We start from the raw sequence: 2,532 nt of genomic DNA on the forward strand, positions 1-2,532 counted from the left end.
AATGTATAACCGCAATTACGGCGGATTCGACTACGCCCGAATCCACTCGGAATTCCTAATGCTTGTGCTAAACCGAAAAGTCTGTGCATATTAATCCGTAACTGACGGTTATACGAGACCGTTAGCTACCATATAAACGAACATCCGAACATATGAATAAAATTCTTTTCTTATTGATAGTTTGCACAGTCATAAGTTGTGCAAAAGAAAAAGAAATAAATCAAGAATTCGGTAACATTCCGACTGAATTAATAAGTGCTTTAGAATCCATCAATAAAAGTCAAGTATTTGAAATTAATCCATCCCAACCGAATACGCTAGTTGGAAAAAGTGGAACAATTCTACTTATTCCAGAAAATTCAATTGTTGACCAAAATGGTAATGTTGTTTCTAAAAACGTTTTCATAGAAATTAAAGAAAATTTTACAAAGTCGGACTTTATAACTTCAAATCTGCAAACTATTCATAACGATAAAATTCTTGAATCGTTAGGAATGGTTTTTCTATCTGCAAATGATGAAAACGGGAATGAACTAAAAATAGGAACTGGGAAATCTATAAGATTGCAAATTCCCCAGAAAGGAATTAAAGAAGATGCGAAAATATTTTTAGGAAACAGAGAAGAAGATGGATTAATCAATTGGGACAAAATTGAAGAACCTTCAAAATCTTTAACACCATACCCAATAAAATTTATAAGTAAAAACCGATTTCTGACCGAATGTTCTGAATATTATGGAATTACTACAGACACTTTAAAATACGCTTATTACAACTATTTTGGGAATATTACCGATTTTGAAAATACACTTTTGGCAACAAAAGAATTTTCAGATAGATTTAGCACTACTTGTTGGAAAGAAGTTTTAAATATTTATATAAATAATCTTGACAAAAATCTTTGGGAAATTGATGAGTTAACTGTTCAATATTTTATCAAAGATTCAACAGAAAGAGTTAATTACCATTTAAACAATATTCCACCAGGACCAAATGGTGGTCCAAGAACTAAAATGCAAAAAGAAGCTCACGAGTCAATATTAAAAGATGCAAAAGAACACGGACGTTGGAAAATTGAACTTTATAAAAAATTCGCATCTCAAAAGCTTACTAAAATTGACACAAGCCGAATAATTGACACAACAAAACTCAAGGAACTGAATAATGTTCTTATTACCTACGACGCAATAAATTTTGGATGGATTAATGTAGATTTCTTTTACGAAGACCCAAAAGCAAGTCCAACTAAATTAGCTGTAAAGACTTCAACAAAGTCAAATTTAACAAGTCTGATTTTAGAAGAAAGAAATGTCATTTTAAGCGGAATAGAAAAATCAACAAATGAATATTGGTTTACGAAAAATGAAGATGGTTACAACAAACTACCTAAAGGAGAAAAAGCAATAATCATATCAATTGGATTTGATAATAGCGGACTTACTTTTGGCGAGAGAGTTATAGTAATTGGAGAAAATGAAGAAGAATTTATTGAAGTGAAACCGATTAGCGAAATTGAATTAAAAGAAAAACTAAAAAAATACGGTAGCTAACAATGGCTATAAGTAATTGCTTGTTATCGCCTACTTCTGAAAATCCTCGCGGATTTTCAGCTTGGTGTGTACTTGCAAAGTTAAGTGCTAACCCACGCAACTACTCATAGCCGAGACCGTTAGGCACAATATGAACAAAACTTTGAGACAAATATTATCAATTGGAATTTTGACATTATTTCTGACCCAAATCGGATTTAGCCAATCGATTGAAAAATTTGTCGACTCAACAATCAAAGTTGATAGTTTAAATGTTCCGACTGATTTAAACCAACCTTACTTTCCGAAAGAAATGTTTCCTGAAGTTAGTACTGATTGGATTAAGAAAAATGACTCAAGTTATACGATTAAAACAAAGACGATAAAGGGGACTTATGACGAATTTGTTGTGGATTGGTATTCAAAACATCTTCACGCAATGAGAGAACCTTTGTTGTTTAATAGAAAAATTGACAAAGAAATTTATCGTTTTACTTGGTTAAGGACATTTGACAAACCAATGACTTTTAGATTTGAAAAAAGAAATGACAAATATATTCTTTATTGGAAAGTGCTAAATGGTGCTGGTGGATACGAACCAGGAGAAATAGAAATTGAGCGACTGAAAATACTAACCGAAAAAGAATGGACTGAATTTATCCAACTTATCGGAAAAGCGGATTTTTGGAATATGGATTTAGGTCGTAGCTCAATCGGAACTGATGGTTCTGAATGGATAATGGAAGGAGTTAATAAAACCGATTATAGAGTAGTTAGTGTTTGGTCACCAAGTAAAGGGAATTTTTACAATGTTTGCAATTATCTAATTTCCTTAACGAATTTGAAAATATCGGAAAAGAAAAAATATTAAAATACTGTGCCTAACAAAGAACTGAGTTAAAAAACAAGCTTTTTTAAACCAATCTCGAAACAAAGTTTTCATCGTAAGGCCTTCCTGATTTTGCTATGGCAAAGGCCTGTTTCAACAACTTGTTTGCCACTG

General features: G+C 32.0%; 2 protein-coding genes. Both read left to right on the top strand.

Annotated features, from left to right (window positions below):
• The first annotated feature begins 152 nt into the window (after positions 1 to 152).
• On the top strand, positions 153 to 1,550 hold the full coding sequence (locus H7U19_RS16725; protein WP_186564026.1) for a hypothetical protein: 1,398 nt from the start codon (positions 153 to 155) through the stop codon (positions 1,548 to 1,550).
• A 130-nt stretch (positions 1,551 to 1,680) separates the two neighbouring features.
• Positions 1,681 to 2,400: a hypothetical protein gene (locus H7U19_RS16730; protein ID WP_222597464.1), complete on the top strand. Its 720-nt coding sequence runs from the start codon at positions 1,681 to 1,683 to the stop codon at positions 2,398 to 2,400.
• Positions 2,401 to 2,532: the final 132 nt, after the last annotated feature.

Source organism: Hyunsoonleella aquatilis (genome assembly GCF_014270105.1).
GTDB lineage: Bacteria > Bacteroidota > Bacteroidia > Flavobacteriales > Flavobacteriaceae > Jejuia > Jejuia aquatilis.

What these genes read in the sequence shown, in the direction of transcription:
- H7U19_RS16725 (WP_186564026.1), top strand. Translation starts at nt 153, where the DNA reads ATGAATAAAATTCTTTTCTTATTGATAGTTTGCACAGTCATAAGTTGT.
- H7U19_RS16730 (WP_222597464.1), top strand. Translation starts at nt 1,681, where the DNA reads ATGAACAAAACTTTGAGACAAATATTATCAATTGGAATTTTGACATTA.